This window comes from Pseudoalteromonas sp. S1650 (assembly GCF_005887195.1).
Classification (GTDB): domain Bacteria; phylum Pseudomonadota; class Gammaproteobacteria; order Enterobacterales; family Alteromonadaceae; genus Pseudoalteromonas; species Pseudoalteromonas simplex.
Genome location: NZ_PNDF01000036.1, coordinates 25,921 through 46,280 on the forward strand (window position 1 = coordinate 25,921; position 20,360 = coordinate 46,280).

16 protein-coding genes and 1 riboswitch are annotated in these 20,360 nt (G+C 41.8%); of the genes, 8 read left to right on the plus strand and 8 right to left on the minus strand.

Annotation, left to right across the window (positions count from 1 at the left end):
* Positions 1-2: 2 nt before the first annotated feature.
* Entirely contained in the window at positions 3-2,015 is a 2,013-nt protein-coding gene (gene rep, locus CWB80_RS12335; protein ID WP_054554116.1) for a DNA helicase Rep, read from the plus strand.
* On the opposite strand, the gene CWB80_RS12340 is transcribed toward rep, so the two are convergent.
* The 3 genes from CWB80_RS12340 to elbB all read right to left on the minus strand — a co-directional run bounded on the left by CWB80_RS12340 (position 2,005) and on the right by elbB (position 5,995).
* Entirely contained in the window at positions 2,005-4,584 is a 2,580-nt protein-coding gene (locus tag CWB80_RS12340) for a bifunctional diguanylate cyclase/phosphodiesterase (protein ID WP_054554117.1), read from the minus strand. The two genes, rep and CWB80_RS12340, sit on opposite strands and share 11 nt — an antisense overlap.
* A 183-nt stretch (positions 4,585-4,767) precedes the next feature.
* Positions 4,768-5,160: a c-type cytochrome gene (locus CWB80_RS12345; RefSeq protein ID WP_054554118.1), complete on the minus strand. Its 393-nt coding sequence runs from the start codon at positions 5,158-5,160 to the stop codon at positions 4,768-4,770.
* A gap of 184 nt (positions 5,161-5,344) precedes the next feature.
* Positions 5,345-5,995: an isoprenoid biosynthesis glyoxalase ElbB gene (gene elbB / locus CWB80_RS12350; RefSeq protein ID WP_054554119.1), complete on the minus strand. Its 651-nt coding sequence runs from the start codon at positions 5,993-5,995 to the stop codon at positions 5,345-5,347.
* 512 nt (positions 5,996-6,507) lie between these two features.
* Here elbB and polA point away from each other — a divergent pair.
* Positions 6,508-9,243: a DNA polymerase I gene (gene polA / locus CWB80_RS12355; RefSeq protein WP_138601175.1), complete on the plus strand. Its 2,736-nt coding sequence runs from the start codon at positions 6,508-6,510 to the stop codon at positions 9,241-9,243.
* Positions 9,244-9,385: 142 nt separating this feature from the next.
* On the opposite strand, the gene CWB80_RS12360 is transcribed toward polA, so the two are convergent.
* The 3 genes from CWB80_RS12360 to CWB80_RS12370 form a co-directional block, all read right to left on the minus strand.
* Entirely contained in the window at positions 9,386-10,462 is a 1,077-nt protein-coding gene (locus CWB80_RS12360; protein ID WP_138601173.1) for a phosphotransferase enzyme family protein, read from the minus strand.
* Between the two features lie 37 nt (positions 10,463-10,499).
* Entirely contained in the window at positions 10,500-11,387 is an 888-nt protein-coding gene (locus CWB80_RS12365; RefSeq protein ID WP_138601170.1) for an NTP transferase domain-containing protein, read from the minus strand.
* A gap of 177 nt (positions 11,388-11,564) precedes the next feature.
* Entirely contained in the window at positions 11,565-11,855 is a 291-nt protein-coding gene (locus CWB80_RS12370; RefSeq protein WP_054554123.1) for a hypothetical protein, read from the minus strand.
* 72 nt (positions 11,856-11,927) lie between these two features.
* Between CWB80_RS12370 and CWB80_RS12375 the strand changes: the two genes are divergently transcribed.
* Positions 11,928-12,140 carry a hypothetical protein gene (locus tag CWB80_RS12375; RefSeq protein WP_054554124.1) on the plus strand — a complete coding sequence of 71 codons (213 nt, stop codon included), beginning with the start codon at positions 11,928-11,930 and terminating at the stop codon, positions 12,138-12,140.
* On the opposite strand, the gene epmB is transcribed toward CWB80_RS12375, so the two are convergent.
* The gene (gene epmB / locus CWB80_RS12380; protein ID WP_138601167.1) at positions 12,141-13,154 is read right to left on the minus strand and encodes an EF-P beta-lysylation protein EpmB; all 1,014 of its coding nucleotides are present in this window, start codon (positions 13,152-13,154) and stop codon (positions 12,141-12,143) included. It lies immediately after the preceding gene.
* Between the two features lie 41 nt (positions 13,155-13,195).
* On the opposite strand from epmB, the gene efp reads away from it, so the two are divergent.
* Together efp and epmA are read left to right on the plus strand one after the other, a co-directional pair.
* On the plus strand, positions 13,196-13,762 hold the full coding sequence (gene efp / locus CWB80_RS12385) for an elongation factor P (RefSeq protein ID WP_054554126.1): 567 nt from the start codon (positions 13,196-13,198) through the stop codon (positions 13,760-13,762).
* Positions 13,763-13,829: 67 nt separating this feature from the next.
* Complete coding sequence (gene epmA / locus CWB80_RS12390) at positions 13,830-14,804, plus strand: elongation factor P--(R)-beta-lysine ligase (RefSeq protein ID WP_138601165.1); 975 nt, start codon at positions 13,830-13,832, stop codon at positions 14,802-14,804.
* Positions 14,805-14,899: 95 nt separating this feature from the next.
* Here epmA and CWB80_RS12395 read toward each other — a convergent pair whose 3' ends face one another.
* Entirely contained in the window at positions 14,900-16,999 is a 2,100-nt protein-coding gene (locus CWB80_RS12395; protein WP_138601162.1) for a TonB-dependent receptor, read from the minus strand.
* A 123-nt stretch (positions 17,000-17,122) separates the two neighbouring features.
* Between CWB80_RS12395 and CWB80_RS12400 the strand changes: the two genes are divergently transcribed.
* The 3 genes from CWB80_RS12400 to thiC all read left to right on the plus strand — a co-directional run bounded on the left by CWB80_RS12400 (position 17,123) and on the right by thiC (position 20,301).
* The gene (locus CWB80_RS12400) at positions 17,123-17,512 is read left to right on the plus strand and encodes an acyl-CoA thioesterase (protein ID WP_138601160.1); all 390 of its coding nucleotides are present in this window, start codon (positions 17,123-17,125) and stop codon (positions 17,510-17,512) included.
* Positions 17,513-17,636: 124 nt separating this feature from the next.
* Positions 17,637-18,038 carry an META domain-containing protein gene (locus tag CWB80_RS12405; protein ID WP_054554130.1) on the plus strand — a complete coding sequence of 134 codons (402 nt, stop codon included), beginning with the start codon at positions 17,637-17,639 and terminating at the stop codon, positions 18,036-18,038.
* 63 nt (positions 18,039-18,101) lie between these two features.
* Positions 18,102-18,203: riboswitch (TPP riboswitch) on the plus strand.
* Positions 18,204-18,348: 145 nt separating this feature from the next.
* Positions 18,349-20,301, plus strand: a complete 1,953-nt coding sequence (gene thiC / locus CWB80_RS12410; protein ID WP_054554131.1) for a phosphomethylpyrimidine synthase ThiC — start codon at positions 18,349-18,351, stop codon at positions 20,299-20,301.
* The last annotated feature ends 59 nt before the right edge of the window (positions 20,302-20,360 follow it).

Genomic DNA, 20,360 nt, shown 5'->3' on the forward strand with positions numbered 1-20,360 from the left:
TTATGAAACTCAACCCAAAACAAGATGAAGCGGTAAAGTATATCAGTGGACCGTGTCTGGTATTAGCCGGTGCGGGCTCTGGTAAAACGCGTGTTATTACTAATAAAATCGCTTACTTGGTGCAAAAGTGTGAGTATCAAGCGCGCAATATTGCGGCGGTAACTTTTACCAATAAAGCGGCAAAAGAAATGCGCGAGCGTGTAACGCAAACACTGGGTAAACAAGAGTCGAAAGGCTTATGGGTTTCAACGTTTCATACCCTTGGGCTTGAGATCATCAAAAAAGAGTTAACGACGCTAGGGTTTAAACCCGGTTTTTCGTTGTTTGATGATCAAGATACGAACCAGTTACTAGCCGAGCTGACCGAAGAAGAACTAAAAAAAGACAAAGACTTACTCAACCTACTAAAAATGCAAATAGGTAACTGGAAGAACGAATTGATTCTGCCAGAGCGTGCTGTTCGCGAAGCCCGTGAGCCACAAAAAGCCTTATTTGCTCAGCTGTATGCGCGTTATCAAAATCAACTACGTGCTTATAATGCCCTTGATTTTGATGATCTGATCATGATCCCTACTTTATTGTTAGGCCAAAATGCTACTGCGCGTGAGCGTTGGCAGCAGCGTTTTCGTTACCTACTGGTGGATGAGTATCAAGATACCAACACCAGTCAGTATCAGTTGGTTAAGTTATTGGTGGGTGAACGAGCTCGTTTTACAGTGGTAGGCGATGATGACCAATCAATTTACTCATGGCGCGGTGCTAAGCCTCAAAACCTTGTACTATTGAGTAAAGATTTTCCGGGCTTACGTTTAATTAAGCTTGAACAAAACTACCGAAGCGCAGGGCGAATTCTAAAAGCGGCGAATATTTTGATCGCCAATAACCCTCATGAGTTTGATAAAAAGCTATTCAGTGAACTTGGTTATGGTGAGCCAATCAAAGTGATTGGTTGTCGTGATGAAGAGCATGAATCAGAGCGAGTGGTGGCAGAGATCATTTCTCATAAATTCATGAAACGCACCAGCTACAAAGATTACGCGATTTTATACCGTGGTAACCATCAAGCGCGCGTGTTTGAAAAAGCACTTATGAGCAACCGCATTCCCTATAAGATCAGTGGCGGCATGTCGTTTTTCTCGCGTTCAGAAATTAAAGATATCATGGCGTATTTACGCTTATTGGTGAACCAAGATGATGACAATGCCTTTTTACGTATTGTAAATACGCCACGCCGTGAGATTGGTACGGTCACACTCGAAAAACTTGGCACCCTTGCTAATGAAAAGCATATCAGCTTATTTGCAGCCTGTTTTGAACCTGAACTTGCACACCGCTTAAAAGGCCGTGGTTTTAATGCCTTAGCTGGTTTTGCCCGCTGGGTGGTTGAGCTTTCTGATAATGCGGTACGCGGCGATACCCTTGAAGCTGTGAAAGAGTTAGTTAGGCAAATTAACTACGAAGCATACCTTTATGAGTCATCACCGAGTGCAAAAGCCGCTGAAATGCGCATGAAGAACGTTTCAGAGCTTTATCGTTGGATCACCGACATGCTAACAGGGGACGCAGACAACCCGCCGCTGAACCTTGCTGAGGTGGTTAGTAAACTGACTTTACGTGACATGCTTGAACGTAACGAAGAAGAAGACGAATCTGATGCGGTACAATTACTGACACTGCATGCTTCAAAAGGTTTGGAGTATCCGTATGTGTTCATGGTTGGCATGGAAGAGGGGTTACTACCACACCAAGTAAGTATCGATGAAGATAACGTTGAAGAAGAGCGTCGTCTTGCTTATGTAGGTATAACCCGTGCTCAACAAGAGTTGGTAATGACTTATGCTAAGTTACGTCGTCAATTTGGTGAAACGTCAGATACTGAGCTCAGTCGATTTGTGCAGGAGTTACCACAAGATGACTTAGCCTTTGAAGCGAAAAAGCCACCGTCTTCACAAGCTGAGCGTATGGAAAAAGGCCAAGCCCGTGTAGCTAATCTAAGAGCGATGCTTAAGAAGTAATTATTTGTGCGCTTGGTGTTTCGTATTCGAAGGGCGCCAGCGCATGCTGTTTACCAATAAACAACGACAACCCGTGCTTATCGAGTAACGTGCGGTAGTTAAAAATCGACGGTCCTTTCGCGATTACTTTGATATTTTGCAGCTTAGTAATCGCCAGTACACCTTGCAGTTGTAAGTGATAGTTTTCTTGCTGTAATACGCGCTTGCTAAATGTTGAACTTAATAACAAGTAATCGAATTGAAACTCAGTCAGTAAGTTTAACTCACAGCGATCTTTAGCAAATTCATTCAACCCAATCGAAAATCCTTGTGCGACCAAGTTTTTTAAATTTTCAATTTGTACCGCTGATGCGTAACGAATTTCTTGTTCGTTGAATAACAGACACATTCTATTCGCATCGTGGGCTTTTAATAGCTTACATAGTGCTTGAAAATTAATACGTTCAAGGACTAAGCCAGAGCAAGGGAACAATACTTTTTCTTTCTTACTGTCACTTACTAAGCTGAATGCTTGTTTTAGTAAGTTAAGTTCAACCTCAAAGTGCTGTACTCTATCGGTCGCAAACTTCTTAAGTACTTCAAAGCTGGTGCTGCCAAGTACTGGGTGTTCACCAAATGCTTCGAGTAAAGACTCTGCGCGAGTTTGCTCATCCAAGGTAATGATTTCGGCACTTCTAAAGTGCATAGGCAAGTCATCTAAGTGATGCATATTGTCAGCATCATGTTGCACATTACTGGCATTAAGCAGCGGATGGAAACATTCAAAGCGATTACGGCCTGCATTTTTAGCGTAATACATGGCGGCGTCGGCATCACGTATAATTTCATCGGTGTGCTTGTAGCTTGGTTTTGAGTAAGTAATACCAATACTGGCACCACTTTGAATGCATTGACCCTTCATACAGAAAGGTTTTCTCATTATTTCGATGATACGTTTGGCAACATCTTGAGCTTGCTGTTGCTCAGTTAAGTGAGTGAGCAATACCACAAACTCATCACCACCTAAACGTGCAAGTAAATCATGCTCACGGATACAATGCGAGAAAGATTCAGCAACACCAATTAAAAATTGATCGCCTGCTTGGTGACCAAGGTGATCGTTGATGTCTTTAAATTTATCAAGGTCAATAAATAACACTGCAAACTGCTGCTCTGGATAGCGCTGATAATGCTGCAATGTTTTTTCTAACTGTGTTAGGAATAAACTGCGATTAGGTAAACTGGTTAATGAGTCATGATGTGCATCGTGGTACAGCTGTTGTTCTATTTTTTTACGCTCTTCAATTTGCATCTGTAAGTGAAGGTTTGCTTGGCGTAACTCTTTCGTTTTCTCTGCAACTCTGTTTTCCAGCTTTTGATGATTTAGCTTTAACTCTTGATTTGCTAAATGGGTTTGAATGACGTTGGCTATTTGATGCGATACAAAGGTAATTAACTCACAGTCATCTTGCGTGAATTCGTGTTTATTATTATACGCTTGGCAAACTATTAGACCAATGACACCTTGCGATGTTTTAAGTGGTGCACCTAACCAGCTAGTTGCTGTTCGTTCAGCCGGGACGTCTACGGGCCTTTCAACAACGCCTAACTTAATTAGATTATTTGCTTTATCAATATCGATGACTTGGCATTCTTCGGAGCTTAAAACAAGTTCACTAAAACCTTTTGCAAAAGGTCTCGGCCTGCCTGTGTCATTGTATTCATCGACACAGTACGGAAAACTTAACCAGTGAGTTTGCTCATCATAAAGGGCAATATATAGATTGTCTGCATAGGTAATGGTTTTAATAATTTCGTGAACATGTTTATAAACGTCGTCAAGATTTTCACTTAAGGTTGCCAGCTCTGATATTTTAAAAAGGATCTGTTGACGCTCTAACGCTTTTTTACGTTGCTGTATTTCTTCATTGAGAGCTTGATTACTTTGTGTCAGTGCACGAGTACGAATTTTAACTTCTGATTCGAGCAGTTCACGTTTCTTAACTCGTTCGATGGCCGTTGCCAAATAAAGTGACATTACTTCTAGCAACTCAATTTGTTGCTCAGAATAACTCAGGTCTTTTTCATAGCTTTGCGCGACCATCACTCCAATTATTGACTTATCGCGGTATACAGGAACTCCAACCCAATGCTCGGCAGGTGTGCCAAAGCATTTGAGTAAGCCTTGTTCAACCGCTAGCTCTGTTTGTTGTTTGGTAAAGTAGCTGGTTTTACCTTGCTTAAATACGTAACCTGTCAGGCCTTCTTTAAAGTACTGTTCATACTTCAATGGCACAGAGAGGCCATCTTTTTCGTCGGCAAAATAAGATAACTCAAGGTTATCGTAAACAGGGTTATGCAAAACCACGAAGAAGTTTTTACTTGGAATATAGTCTTGCAGGATGTTGTGGATAGCAGGGTAAAGCAAGGTTAATTCGGCAACAGTACTCGCTTGCTCTGATAATTGTAAAAGAGCATGTTGCAAGTGATGTGATTGCTTATACTTTTGTAAAAGCGATTTTAAGCGAACATTTTTACGTGCAAGCTTATCAAAGTGTGTTGCTGAATCTTCCAATGATTTAGAACTCATTTTATTATTGTTTAAATATCGTCCTTAATAGTTCCACTTTTTTATTAGATCGTCAAGTAACAGCTGTTAACAAAATAGTAATTTATTATGGTCATATTTGGCTACAGAGCTAGCCTCGCGCCCTGATAAAGGCATAAAAAAAGGGCTTATAAAAATAAGCCCTTAGTATTAGATTTGAAACTGTTACTTGCTAGTCATGAAATCGATAGCAGCGCTGATCTCTTCATCAGAACAGTCCATACACGTACCTTTAGGAGGCATCGCGTTGAAACCATTGATTGCATGGTCAAGTAAAGTGTCCATGCCTTTAGCAATACGAGGAGCCCAATCATCAGCTGATTTAGGTGCGCCTAGTGCACCAGTGCCGTGACAAGCAAAGCATGCTGCTTGGTAAACTTGTTCACCAGAACGAGGGCCTGTAGGTTCAGCAGCGACTGCAGCTTTATCACCTTCTAGATAGACAGAACCAATTGGCGCTAGACGCTTTTTGATAGCATCTTCAGTCAAAGAGTTGTCATACGCTTGTGCATATGCCGTTGTTGCTAGCAGTAATAATGCAGCTGATAGTTTTTTCATTTTGCCTTGCTCACTTCGATTTGAACGTGATCAATCACGATATATATGACGGAAATTAGAACGATTATAACGCTAAGCCACAATTTATAAAATGATCTAAAAGGCTTTTTCTTGAGAAAAACCGTCATTTTTTTGCGTTAGCGCAAGAAAAGCCAGCATAAAATACTGGCTCTTAGCTTGATGCTTAAGCAAGCTCTAATACTTTGTTAACTAATTTTTCGATACCCGCATCTGCATCTAAAATACTTTGGGCCAACATATAGGCTGGGGTAGTGACCACTTTATGTTGTTGATCAACAACGATATCGTTCACAGCACAGCTTTGGTGTGCTCCACCAAGTTGTTCTATAGCTGCGGCGGTCTCTGCATCGCTCCCAATGGTTGTTTTTACACCTTTACCATAAATAAGCGGCAGCATGGCAGGCGCAATACATATATAACCAGCTGCTTTGTTGGCATCGACAAAAGCCTTCGCTGTTGTCAGTACATCACCTTGAACTTGTGCATCAGCACCTTTCACAGCAAAGTCGGATAGGTTTTTCGCGGCACCAAAACCACCCGGTACGATCAAGGCATCGAACTCATCTACATTTAGCTCAGTGAGCGCTTTTATTTCACCGCGGGCAATACGTGCAGCTTCAACTAGCACATTACGATTAGGTGTCATTTCTTCACCTGTTAGGTGATTAACGGTGTGCATTTGTTCGATATCGGGTGCGAAGCATTCATAGCTCGCGCCTGCTTTAGCGATATGTAATAAGGTTAACACGGCTTCATTGATTTCTGCGCCGTCGTAAACACCGCAACCAGCTAAAATTACAGCAACTTTTTTCATTTTTTGAACTCTCCTTAATGCGACTAGCTTAAGTTTAACAAGGATACGAGCATGGCGACAAAATAAAAAATTTTCGTCGCTTGATAACTCGCAAAGCATGATGAATAGCTGTTTATGCCTTTTTATAAATTACTAACGAAAAAAAAAGTATAAAGGATCGCTATGATCTTTGATCCATTATGCTAGAATACTCCTCCGGTTATGAAAAGGGATGTTAATTCGGTATCGAATAAGCAAAAGGTTATCGCTACTAAAACCGTTTTCCACATCGGACAAAAATAATAAAAAAAGAACGCCGTAATATCTTTTTTAAATAAAAACATAAGCTTATCTAATTCTCCTAAATGTTTTTTCATTTTGGGAGAATTAACTGTGTCTGTTATCTACAAAGTTATCCACAGCTTGCTCTGTCATAAAGCTTTATTGGTTAATAATTCACAGTCGTTTTCTTCATGACCTTATGGCATGCTTACAAACAATTTAATGTTATTCAATTAGGATCCAATTTCACCATGGCTCAGATCCCTGAAAATCCACTTATTCTTGTAGATGGTTCTTCTTATTTATTCCGTGCATACCATTCGCCACCGCACCTTACTAACTCAAAAGGTGAAGCGACAGGCGCAATCTATGGCGTAGTTAATATGCTTAAGAGTTTGATCAAGCAATATGATCCATCGCACATGGTGGTGGTATTTGATGCCAAGGGTAAAACCTTCAGAAATGATATGTACAGCGAATATAAAGCGAATCGTCCGCCAATGCCGGATGATTTACGCACACAGATCGCACCACTGCATAACATTATTAAAGCAATGGGTTTTCCACTGATTAGTATTGAAGGTGTTGAAGCTGACGATGTTATCGGTACGTTTGCGCGAATAGCCTCAGAGCAGCAGCGTCATGTGCTGATCTCGACTGGCGATAAAGATATGGCTCAGCTTGTTAATGAGCATGTTACGCTGATCAATACCATGACAGATAGCATTTCAGATCCAGAAACCGTGGTTGAGAAGTTTGGCGTTGGTCCTGAATTGATCATTGATTACCTTGCCCTAATGGGTGACAAAGTCGATAACATCCCAGGTGTTGATGGCTGTGGTCCAAAAACAGCGGTGAAGTGGCTGCAAAAATATGGATCATTACAAGGTGTCATTGATCATGCAGGTGAAATAAAAGGCAAGATTGGTGAAAAGCTTGCTACAGCACTTGATCATTTGCCACTTAGCTATGAGTTAGCAACAATTAAGTGTGATGTTGAGGTTGAGTCAGATCTTGAAAGCTTTAAGCTGCAAGAGCCTAATCGTGACGAATTGATTGCACTTTATGGTGAGTGTGAGTTCCGCCGTTGGTTAGCTGAGCTACTTGATAACCCTAAAGACGCTGACACGCATTTAGATGTGCCAACTGAAGCTAACGAACTACCAAAAGTTGCTGATGCACACTACGAAACAATCTTAACTGAAGAGCAACTTGATACCTTAGTGGCGCAGTTAAATGACGCCGAATTGTTTGCTTTTGATACTGAAACAACCAGCCTTGATTATATGCAAGCGCAATTGGTTGGTATGAGCTTTGCGGTTAAAGCCGGTGAAGCGGCTTACCTTCCGGTTGGTCACGATTACCCAGATGCGCCTGAGCAATTAAGCTTAGAAACCGTAATGGCAAAAATTGGCCCAATCTTAGCTGACGAAAACAAAGCGAAAGTGGGGCAAAACCTTAAGTACGATAAAAGCGTGTTAGCTAACGCAGGTTTTGAATTAAAAGGCATTAAATACGACACCATGCTGGAGTCGTATGTATTTAATAGTGTAGGCAGCCGCCATGATATGGACTCGTTGGCACTGAAATACCTTGGTCACAAAAATATCAGCTTTGAAGATATTGCCGGTAAAGGTAAGAAGCAGTTAACGTTTAATCAAATTGAGCTAGAAAAAGCGGCGCCTTATGCTGCTGAAGATGCCGATATAACGCTACGTCTTCATCAAGTATTATGGCCAAAAATTGATGCTGATAGCCACTTAAAATCGGTATTCGAAGAGATTGAGTTACCACTTGTCACAGTGCTTTCTGATATTGAGCGTACTGGTGTTGCAATTGATAGCAACATGCTAGCAGCTCATAGCCAACGTTTAGGTGAACGCCTGTTAGAGCTTGAGCAAGAAGCTTATGATATTGCGGGTGAAAAATTTAACTTAGGCTCACCTAAGCAACTGCAAGCTATTTTGTTTGAAAAACTTGAGCTGCCTGTTATCAAGAAAACACCTAAGGGTGCACCTTCGACAGCAGAAGAGGTGTTACAAGAACTAGCTCATGATTATCCATTACCAAAAGTGATTATTGAGCACCGTGGTTTATCTAAACTTAAATCAACCTACACAGATAAACTTCCGCTAATGGTTGATGAGCGCACTAAGCGAGTGCATACCTCTTACCATCAAGCTGTAACAGCAACAGGACGTTTAAGTTCAACGGATCCTAACTTACAGAATATTCCAATTCGTTCAGAAGAAGGCCGTCGAATTCGTGAAGCCTTTGTTGCTGCACCAGGCCATAAAATTGTGGCTGCCGATTACAGCCAAATTGAATTACGTATCATGGCGCATTTATCTCAAGATAAAGGCCTATTAACTGCCTTTGCGAATGGTTTAGATGTTCACAGTGCAACAGCGGCAGAAGTCTTCGGGGTTAGCCTTGAAGAGGTTACCAGCGATATGCGCCGTAAAGCTAAAGCGGTTAACTTCGGTTTAATTTATGGCATGTCGGCGTTTGGTTTATCACGTCAATTAGATGTACCACGTCATGAAGCACAGCATTATATTGATAAATACTTCGAGCGTTTCCCTGGCGTACTTGAGTACATGGAAACAACCCGTGAAAAAGCAGCTGATAAAGGGTATGTAGAAACAATTTTTGGCCGCCGCTTACATTTACCTGAAATCAATGCCCGTAACGGTGCTCGTCGTAAAGCCGCTGAGCGTGCTGCTATCAACGCACCAATGCAAGGGACTGCTGCAGATATCATCAAAAAAGCGATGCTAAAAGTTCATCAATGGGTGAACGCACAAGCTGCAGGCTCAGTTAAGCTGCTCATGCAAGTGCACGATGAATTAGTGTTCGAAATTAAAGAAGAATCTGTGGACGACTATAAAGCTGAAATTTGTAAGTTAATGTCAGAAGCCGCTACTCTTGATGTGCCTCTGATTGTTGAAGCCGACAGCGGTGACAACTGGCAACAAGCTCACTAATATCTAAACTAAGAGCCACCGATATAACAATTCGAGTGGCTCGGTCTGATTAGTTAAGGAGTGGTCGGTAGCTCCTATCATCCCCATAGCTTGATGTGAAATTGCTCCAAAAGTTTAACCCCAAACTTTAATTGTAAGCTCGTTACTTATTTATTTCTAAAATAGCTTTTAGGGTATTCTCTTTTTCAAGAATATCGCGATACAGTGCGAACTGGTTTCGGGCTCGTTCGAGATTATGGTGAGCATGTTTAGTCGCAAAGTAATTGTCACCATCAATAAAATCAGTAAGAAAGCGCAAGCCAATCATAAATGTCATTACTTTTGTGCCAAGCCAAAAGCTCTCTTTTTCTGCATCAGTGATTACATTTTTTAATGGTTCTACATAGCCCTTAACAATAGCTGCAAAAATTTCTTCGCGAACTGTTACATTTTTCAGGTTAGTTGAATCCTCTTGCTCAGGTGAACAGAAAGTGCGCACCATGTCACCAAAATCAAATAACCAATAGCCAGGCATACAGGTATCTAAATCGATAACTGCTTTTGCATCATCAGAATCTTTACAAAAAAGCATGTTATTGATTTTTGTATCATTATGACAGGGTCTTAATGGGATCTTACCTTCCAGTTTCTGTAGTTCATCAATTAGCGATTGCTGATTTAAACAGAACTCGATATCTGGTTGGCAAAGCTCGATACGATTTACAGGGTCATTTTCGATTGCTTTTCTGAAAGCATCAAAACGCATTGCTAAATTATGAAAATCTGGGATAACATGATGTAGTTGCTCAGCCTGAAAGTCTTGTAAAGCAAGCGCAAATTGACCAAATGCATTGGCCGCAGTTTGTGCTTGAGAGATGTTTGCTACAACATCCTCACTGTAACTGCCGCCAATAAATTCGAGTGCACGCCACACGCCTTGGTCATATTCCACCAAAAAATCATTTTTTATTGTCGGTACATGACGAATAATCTCGAGACTATATTCTCCTTTCACATGTTTGTCGTTTAGGTGCTTTTCGATAAGCCTTGCATTCTCTACAAGCTGCTCAGGGTTAGGAAATACATCAGTATTTAGTTTTTGCACAACGACAGCATTATCTTGTGACTTAAGAAGCATCGTTGTGTTTATATGGCCGTTGCCAATAGGTTTCAGTGTCACGTGATCTGAACTTAAGCCAAAATGCTCAGAAAGATAAGTTGCAACAGGATTCGACTTCATTAATTTTCCATTACTTTTTGTAAGAAGAGGTGTAGATTTATTCATTAAGCCCGAGGCGTAACTGACGTAATGTACTTGCTATTGCATCCAATTCAGCTTTGTAGGTTACGCCGTACCATGGCTCTTGTGCGGTATAAACGGCGACAGTTTGATTGTAATCTTTAATCGCAAGTTGTATCTGATTTGGTAAATAATACTCTTTCGTGACACCGTTGTCAGTATTTTCTAAAAACTGTACAAAGCCCTTTTCTAGAACCATGAATAAATCATCTGTAATCCCCCAAAAACTCATTGAACCAAGAGCTTCCTTAGCAATACTCTGACGCTCACCTAGAGAGTTATTACCTAACAAAATACCTTGCTCTAGCTTGATATCAAGATATTCGACAACATCGATTAAATGTTGTTGCTCATCGATGCTACACACTCCGCGATTGACCCCTCCTTGAGTCGATAAAGTATCAACTATAGGGTAACCAACCATAGCCCAATCATTACTACGCTTAAAATGTTCGGCGATAATTTTAAACGAAGAGGCCCCATAATAATCATCGGCTGTAATTACAATTGCAGGGTTCTTTACATAGGGTTTTGCACATAAAAGAGCGTGGCCTGTTCCCCAAGGCTTTTGCCGCTCTTTAGCTAAAGAAAGATACTTTTCTGGAATTGCAGTGATTTCTTGATTAACTAAGATAACTTCAAGTGATTTAGGCAAACGGGGTAAAATTCTTGCTTCAAATTCGGCTCGAATATTAGCATTTATGATGATAACAGCTTGAGTTACACCTACTTGAACAGCATCTCGAATACTTAGTTCCATAATAGTACTGTTAAGACCTTGAATATCAGCAATTTGTTTGTTTCCACCAAAGCGACTACCGAGTCCGCCAGCTAATACGGTTAAGGTTAGAGAATGATGAGTCATTGCGCGAGTAATAAGATGAACAAAGGAAAAGTGTACCAGAACCTTTGATATTCGAGCAACGGCTGTTAATAAGGATTGTAAGTGTTAAAAAGCACTATGTTAAGAGAGATTTAAGAGGGCACAAAGTAGAGCTCAGTGCTCCTCAAAAATCATCAGCACGTTGTAGTGATTAAGTGTTTATTTGAAGGTTGCTAGCAACTGTAATAACTGTTGCAGTTTAATAACGGTTTTTTTCAGCTTTTCTTCGTCCATACCGTCGTTGCTTAAGCTTTCTACATCAGCTGCAACATCGAGAACGTAAGGTTTAAAGCGTTTCGCTTCAAAATCAAAGCCAGCATCTTTTGCAAATAAGGCTTTGAATTTGCCATGGCCTTGCTGCTGTAAATCATCTAATTTTTTATCAGCATCAAGTGCCTGACGATAAACGATTTTTAGGTTAGCATTGAGTTGTTCAATAATTGAATCCATTTTTTTCCTAAAGCTTTAGACTGCAATGCCGATATAGTACGTGGATTGTCATAAAAAGTCAGGTAATGAACTATGAATATATCAGGATCAAGCTTACCAGCGATGAGTGGCGGTGGCGAAAGCGCAGAAGTTTACAGCGCATCACTTGCTAAAAAACAGCAAAAGGCTGATGGTGCTGCGGCACTTGCACTTATCGAAGGCGCAGCAATGAATACCAGTGCTGCACAAACACCTGCTAAGTCGGTAACTGCGACACTAGGTAACAACGTAAACGTATACGTTTAACTACAGTATATTGAGATCGATAGGCGTTTTACTTTTTTCGCCGCCGATCTCACGCACCAGCTTAGGAACCAAAAAACCCGGCAATGCTGCCAGCATAGCCGTTACGATTTCTCGTGCCTGACTCTCAGCTATATCAAAATGGCTAGCACCCTCAACTTTATCTAGTAGATGTAAGTAGTAAGGAAGTATATCTGCCTCAAACAGAGCCTCACTAAGTGCAACTTGCGACTCGACAGAATCATTCACATCTTTTAGTAACACCGCCTGATTTAGTAACGTCACCCCTGCAGCTTTTAACTTTTGCATGGCCGTTTTAAAGTCATCATCAATTTCGTTAGCGTGATTGATATGATTTATAAACACCACCTTTAAGGGCGATGCAGCAAAGCGTGCACATAGCTCATCGGTAATTCTTGCAGGGATCACCACAGGTAAGCGGCTGTGAATACGCATGCGTTTAATTTGCGGAAGCTGCTCTAACTCATCCATAAACCAACTAACAGCATCGTCTTTGGCCATCAATGGATCGCCACCACTTAAAATGACTTCGTTGATGTTGCTGTCGGCTTTAATGTAAGCCAGTGCATCAATTAAACTGCGTTTGTTTAATTGGTTTTCTTGATAAGGAAAATGGCGTCTAAAGCAATAACGGCAATTTACGGCACAGCCAGTTTTAAACATCACTAAAACCCGAGAGCGATACTTGTGTAACAAGCCAGGTTGGTTGTTATCTTGCTCTTTTAGAGGGTCTTTGTCGTAACCTGTTTTTGCTAAAAACTCTTGGTGCCTGGGCATCACTTGCAGCAAAAGAGGGTCGTTTATGTCGCCATAACGCATTTTTTTGATAAAAGGCAGCGGCACGCGGACAGGAAAAAGACTGCGTGCTTTGAGGTCTTTTTCGTCTACTTTGCTTGATAATCCTAGCATTTCTAGCAAGCGTTCAGGACAAGTGACAACATTTGCCAATTCTTTTTGCCAGTTTTTATGCAAATTTACTTCATTTCTTTGTATCATTGACACGTAGATTACTCGAAATTATTTAGACAGAGGAAACGATGGCGAATTATAGCACCAATGAGTTCAAGGGCGGCCTAAAAATTATGTTAGACGGCGAACCTTGCAGCATCTTAGAAAATGAAATGGTAAAACCAGGTAAAGGCCAGGCGTTTAACCGTGTTCGTATTCGTAAACTTATCACAGGTAAAGTACTAGAAAAAACATTCAAGTCAGGTGAATCAGTTGAAGGTGCAGACGTAATGGATACAGATTTAGCGTATCTATACACTGACGGTGAGTTCTGGCACTTCATGAACAACGAAACATTTGAGCAAATCGCTGCTGACGAAAAAGCGCTTGGCGACAATGCAAAATGGTTAGTTGAAAATGACGTTTGTACTATCACGCTTTGGAACGGTAGCCCAATCGCCGTGACTCCACCAAACTTCGTTGAATTAGAAATCACTGAAACAGATCCAGGTCTAAAAGGTGATACAGCGGGTACTGGCGGTAAACCAGCAACATTAAGCACAGGTGCTGTTGTTCGTGTTCCTCTATTCGTACAAATCGGCGAAGTGATCAAAGTTGATACTCGTAGCGGTGAATACGTGAGCCGTGTTAAGTAATAGGCATTGTTAAGCAATTTATTATAAAATCCCAGCTTCTGCTGGGATTTTTTTTGGGAAACACTTTATGTCTAATGGCCTTTGGCAACCAAGCGCCGATATTGAAACTTTACGAGAGCGTGCCGCTATCATCCGTCGTATTCGCGAGTTCTTTTATGCACGTGATGTTATGGAGGTTGAAACGCCAAGCTTAAGCGCGGCCAGTGTAACCGATGTGCATTTAGCGACATTTAGTACCGAGTTTGTTGGCCCAGGTCATGCTGGTGGCTTACCACTTTATTTGCAAACGTCACCTGAGTTTGCCATGAAGCGTTTACTTGCTGCAGGCTCTGGGGCTATTTTCCAGCTATGCAAAGCTTTTCGTAATGAAGAGGCGGGTAGTCATCATAATCCTGAATTTACAATGCTTGAGTGGTATCGTCCGGGTTTTGATGAATTTGCGCTTATGGATGAAATGGATGAGCTTATGCAATTGGTGCTTGGCGTAGAAAGCGCTGAGCGACTCACTTATCAGCAAGCCTTTATGAACGCCTTAGGTGTAGACCCTTTAACTGCTGATATCAGCACATTACAGCAACTAGCAAAGGAGCAGGGCTTTGCCGATATTGCCGCGAATGAAACGCATCGCGATACCTTGTTACAGCTATTATTTTGTATGAAGGTTGAACCAACGATTGGCCAAGAAAAGCCTTGTTTCGTTTATCATTTTCCAGCTTCGCAAGCAGCGCTTGCCCAAATTTGTCAGCACGATGAGCGAGTAGCTGGTCGCTTTGAGTTATATTTTAAAAATATGGAACTGGCAAACGGCTTTAATGAACTGACCAATGGCAAAGAGCAAGCAGCTCGTTTTAGTGAAGATAATCAGTACCGTGAAGCAAATGGCTTAAAGCAAGTGCCAATGGATGAGCGTTTAATAGCTGCACTAGAGCATGGCTTACCACAATGTGCGGGTGTCGCACTGGGTATAGATCGACTCATTATGCTGGCAACGAATAAGCAAAAGATTAAAGACGTACTCGCCTTTGATATTGAAAGGGCTTAACTTATTTGGCTCTAGGCTCTAGGCTCTAGGCTCTAGGCTCTAGGCTCTAGGCTCTAGGTGTTTGGGTGCTAGGTGAAAACCTAGCACCTAATTGCTTATAGCTCGTAAATAAATGTCACACCGGCAACCATAGGTTCGCCAAGTTGTGTGTATGTATGAGTGGTGTAACCATCTAATGGGTCGTTACCAAACTCAAAACCACGGGTTGGTACGTCTTCATCAAATAAGTTACGTGCCCACGCATTAATGCTCCAATTATCACTTTCATAACCAAATGAAGCATTCACTAAGTTGCTGCTAGGTGCTTTTGAGTTATGGCTATCAGAGAAGTAGTAATCGTCTTTGCCTTCTACTCCAATTGATGCATAAAGTGCTGGCGTAAAGTTATAACGCGCAGTGAATGCGTATTGGTATTTAGGTGCTTGTGCTTGATCTCGACCATCTTGATCTAGGCCTGATTGCGCAACAAAGTCATTGATTTCTGTATTTAGATAACCAGCACTACCTGTTAGTAGTAAATTGTCAGTTGCTTGGAAGCTGCCTTCAATTTCTAAACCGTAGTTTTCACCAGAGCTGGCGTTATCGATATAGCCTGTGAATTTTTGGCCTTCAACTTGCCACGATTTTAGCTGCATATCTTCACGGTACATGTAGAAAGCGGCAAGACGTAACACAAACTTATCGTCCAAAGAGCTGCCTTTAACACCAAACTCACCGCTCCATAGGTATTCAGGGGCAAATGATGTGTGATTAGCAAAGAAATCAGCATCTAGGTTTAAGCCTTCGTCTTTTGCTTTTGCTAAAGCTTCAGAGTTAATACCGCCAGCTTTATAGCCACGAGTAATGCTAGTGTAGATCATGGTGCGATCAATCACTTGGTATTCAAGTGCAAGCTTACCGCCCACCATGACATCATCCGTTTCTTCAATAAAACCGTTATTGTCGATGTAGTCGCCTTGATACTGCTCAACACGCAGACCCGTAATTAAGGTTGTTTTTGGACCAATAGCTGTTGCTAGTTGGCCATACGCAGCAATATTGCTGGTTTCATAATTAGATGCAAATGGTTGTGCCAGCCAAGTGTATTGACGTTCTAAGTCAACTTCGCGGCCTTGATAGTAAATGCCTGCGACCCACTCGCCAGATTTACCACTAAATTGCAGCTCAGCCGCTTGATCTTGGCGATCGCGAAAGTAAGCATCTGTTGAGCTATAGCCCCATTCATGTAGACCTGCTGCACATAATTCAGGTTGAGCTTCATCATTACACACCCAGTCTTCGTCGTAACTGTATAACAGCTCGCTGTCGATACCAGATAGGTTTAAGCTGATATCAAATAAGTCAAAACCGGTATAAATATTTGCTAGGCCAACCGCAATGCTTTCTTGGTTGTCTTGGCCTGGTTCATCAGCAACACTATAACGGCTATTATCCAATGTGAAGGCGTCATAGCCGTTATTAATATCGATGTAATGTACATTCAGTTCAGTACGTAAATGCTCGGTCAATTGACTGTGTAATTTAAAGCGAGAGACAAGCTCGTCTTGTTGCTGGGTATCTTTGCCTAAATAACGGTTTTCTACATACCCATCAGACTCACGTTGATAAATACTAGCGCGTACTGCTGTGTCGTCGGTAATACCCGTACCTGCGGCAATACCTGCTTCATAGCTGTTGTAGTTGCCCGCACCTAATTGTATTTTCACACTTGGGTCAAGAGTGGGGGTTGCAGATTCCATTTGAATCATGCCAGCTAAGGCATCAGCACCAAAGCGAGTTCCTTGTGGGCCGCGATAAATTTCAACTTGGTCGATATCAAATAACAGTGAACTGCCGCCTAAACCAGAGTAGTTAATACCGTCGATCACTAAGCCAACCGAAGGATTAATAGGGTCAACAAACTGTGAGCGTAAACCGACACCACGAATTTGCACGAAACGACCACGAGATGCCCCTGAGGTAAAGTTTACATTCGCTGCACTAGCAAGCATCTCATCTAAAAACTTTGCACCGCGTTGATTGATTTCATGATCTGAAAACAAGCTTGCGCTGGCACTAAGGGTTTGAATGCTTTCTCTTTTGAAATCACCGGTAACTTCAATTTTTTCAAGCTCACCGTCTTCAGCGTAAGCAATCGAAGATGCTGCGAATAAAGGCAGGATGGCAGCAGATAATAATGATAAACGTCGTTTCATGCGGATTCTTAACTCCATTTTCGGGACTGCTATTCTAGCAACCTAGCTAGCCAAATGGCTATAAAATCAATTTTTATGATATAAACGCAGGCAATTATACGTAAATTGATTAGGAATACGACTATGACCTTTAAAGTAGACTTTAAAGTGCGTGATTATGAGTGTGATTTACAAGGAATTGTAAACAACAGTGTTTATTTTAATTATTTAGAACATGCACGCCATGAGTTTTTACATGCCCAAGGTATCGATTTTGCAAAGCTCGCAAGAGAAAAAGTAAACCTTGTCGTACTGCGTAGCGAAATGGATTACAAGGCATCACTTATGCCGGGTGATGAATTTTACGTTGCCGTTGAGCCTGAGCGTATCAGCCGATTAAAGTTTGCTTTTAGGCAAACAGTGTATCGCAAACATGATCATAAAGTGATGTTGCAAGCTTTGGTGATTGGCACGTCAGTAAATGAAAAAGGTCGTCCTTTTTTACCAGAAGAAGTCGATAACTTATTCAAATAGTCTGCGTTGTTCTTTGATAAGCTAACTTAGAACAATTTTTTACAGATAAAACATGTTTTTTTAACGATCAATTGCGTTAAATGTTGTTATTATTACTACATTGAAATTTGAATAGTTAAAAAATATGAAGTTAGTAGCCTTGCCTCTTCTTTTTGTATTATTTTGCATGGGCTGCTCATCGACAGGGACAGTCACTAGTGAGCAATTAAAATATACACAGTGGCAATTATCAAAAGTGAATGGTTTAGCTATTCCTGTATCTCAAAAAGCCTCTATACGCTTTATCGAAGCGATGCAGGTTAACGGCTTTGCTGGCTGTAATAAATTTTTTGGTGAAGGTGCGCTCAGCGAAGATACGCTAACGGTAAATAAGTTAGGTATGACTCGTAAATCATGTGGCGAGCAAGTTAATGAGCTTGAGCAGCAATTATTGTCAGCGCTAAAAGAAGGTGCGGCAATTACGCTAACAGGTGAGAAACTAACTCTGCAAGGCGAGCATCACTTTACCTTCATTGCAAAAAACTAAAGTGGCTTAGCTTGCAGCAATTTTTTAACTGGCGTACACTCAGGGCGTTTTAAAGAAACGAATTTATACTTGTCGGAGTGCCTTTAACAAGGCTGAGATCGCGAAAGCGGGATCCGTGAACCTGATCAGGCTAACACCTGCGTAGGGAACAAGCTGCCTCACTGGGCGCTTGTGCGCCAAATTTATGGGGTATAAGCGGCGCAGGCTGCACTAGTAAGCATTTAGCTTATTAACGATCCAATGGCGTTTGCCACTCTCTATTGCATTTGCAATATCTGACAAGACAACCCTTAAAGCAATGAGGTAAGTCATGTCAAACACAACAACTAAACCATCTCGCCGCGAAGTTCGTGCGGCAGCATCAGATTATATTTATAACTTAACGGGTCAACCCTTTCCTAATTCTCATAAAGTTTATGTAGAAGGTACACAAGACAATGTACGAGTAGGGATGCGTGAAATCACTCTCAGCGATACCTTCATCGGAGGCACTGAAGAGAACCCTGTATTTGAATCTAACGCACCAATTCGTGTTTACGATACCTCGGGCCCATACACTGACCCAGATTTTAAACTTGATGTGCGCAAGGGCCTTGAGAAATACCGTGAAAAGTGGATTGAAAGCCGCGGCGACACTGAAATTTTAGACTCAGTGACTTCGCAATTTTCTCAACAACGAATGGCAGATGAAGGGTTAGATCATATCCGCTTTGAGCATCTACCAAAGATCCGCCGTGCAAAAGCAGGCAAAAACGTAACGCAAATGCATTATGCGCGACAAGGTATTGTGACGCCTGAAATGGAATATGTGGCAATTCGTGAAAACATGGGACGCGCTAAAATTCGTGAAGAGTTGCTTGCGGCCCAGCACAAAGGCGAATCGTTTGGCGCTAGTATTCCTGATTTTATTACCCCTGAATTTGTGCGTGATGAAATTGCCCGTGGCCGCGCAGTGCTTCCTAACAACATCAACCACCCGGAAACTGAGCCGATGATCATTGGCCGAAACTTCTTAGTTAAGGTGAACGCGAATATTGGTAATTCGTCGGTGACTTCATCAATCGAAGAAGAAGTAGAAAAAATGGTGTGGTCGACTCGTTGGGGCGCCGACACGGTAATGGACTTATCAACGGGTCGTTATATTCACGAAACCCGTGAGTGGGTGGTACGTAATTCGCCAGTACCAATTGGTACCGTACCAATCTATCAAGCGCTTGAAAAAGTAAACGGTGTGGCTGAAGACCTAACGTGGGAGATTTTCCGCGATACCTTGATTGAACAAGCAGAACAAGGTGTTGATTACTTTACTATTCATGCTGGGGTATTGCTGCGTTACGTGCCAATGACGGCAAAGCGTGTTACCGGTATTGTTTCCCGTGGTGGCTCAATCATGGCGAAATGGTGTTTAGCGCACCATAAAGAAAACTTCTTATACACGCACTTTGAAGAAATCTGTGAAATTTTAAAACAGTATGATGTGTGTTTTTCATTAGGTGATGGCTTGCGCCCGGGCTCTATTGCTGATGCTAATGACGAAGCCCAGTTCAGCGAATTACGTACTTTAGGTGAGCTGACAAAACTTGCTTGGAAACATGATGTGCAAGTGTTTATCGAAGGCCCAGGTCATGTGCCAATGCATATGATCAAAGAGAACATGGAAGAGCAGCTAAAACACTGTGAAGAAGCACCGTTTTATACTCTTGGTCCATTAACCACGGATATTGCACCGGGGTACGATCATTTCACATCAGGTATTGGCGCTGCGCAAATTGCTTGGTACGGCTGCGCTATGCTTTGTTATGTAACTCCTAAAGAGCATTTAGGTTTACCAAACAAAGAAGACGTTAAAGAAGGTTTAATCACCTACAAAATTGCTGCTCATGCTGCCGATTTGGCAAAAGGTCACCCGGGTGCGCAAGAGCGTGACAATGCATTATCAAAAGCACGCTTTGAGTTCCGTTGGCACGACCAATTTAACCTAGGTTTAGACCCAGAACGCGCCCGCGAATATCACGATGAAACACTGCCACAAGAATCAGGCAAGATTGCACACTTCTGCTCTATGTGTGGCCCTAAGTTCTGCTCGATGAAGATCACTCAAGAAGTACGTGATTACGCCAAAGATCTTGAAGCAAGAGGCATTGATCCAAATAACGTAGGCGATGCTATCGAAATCAAAATGGTCGATGTTGAAGCCGAAATGAAAGCGAAATCAGACGAGTTCAAAAAAACAGGCTCTGAGATTTACCACAAAGCCGTTTAATTGATGGAGCTAGGCATCAGCGATAGGCTCTGGGTTTTTACTTAGGGCCTAGAGCCTAG